The sequence below is a fragment of the Pseudomonas sp. HMSC066A08 genome (genome assembly GCF_001813025.1).
GTDB classification, from domain to species: domain Bacteria; phylum Pseudomonadota; class Gammaproteobacteria; order Pseudomonadales; family Pseudomonadaceae; genus Pseudomonas; species Pseudomonas aeruginosa.
This window is the reverse complement of the sequence record NZ_KV811181.1, coordinates 1-216: the sequence shown is the minus strand read 5'-3', so window position 1 is coordinate 216 and position 216 is coordinate 1. Positions and strand designations below refer to the sequence as shown.

Here is a 216-nt window from a genome sequence, read left to right as displayed (position 1 = left end):
AGCTAATACAAACTGATCAGCAAATTCAGCTGCTAGTTTATCCAACGTTGCCCCAAGCTCTGCACAATGAGGACTACGCTCTGAATAGAAGTACATCATGACCGGTTTTGTCATCGATTGTTCTATAACTTGCTGAATATTCGATTCATTTACATCAACAATATGTGCAGTTGCTAACATTAACTTATCCCTTTTTGAGAGTTTTAAATATAAATG

At 36.1% G+C, this 216-nt stretch carries 1 pseudogene; it reads right to left on the bottom strand.

Annotated features, from left to right (window positions below):
- A pseudogene (locus tag HMPREF2886_RS34760) lies at positions 1-180 on the bottom strand (hypothetical protein); the annotation flags it as partial.
- Positions 181-216 lie beyond the last annotated feature (36 nt).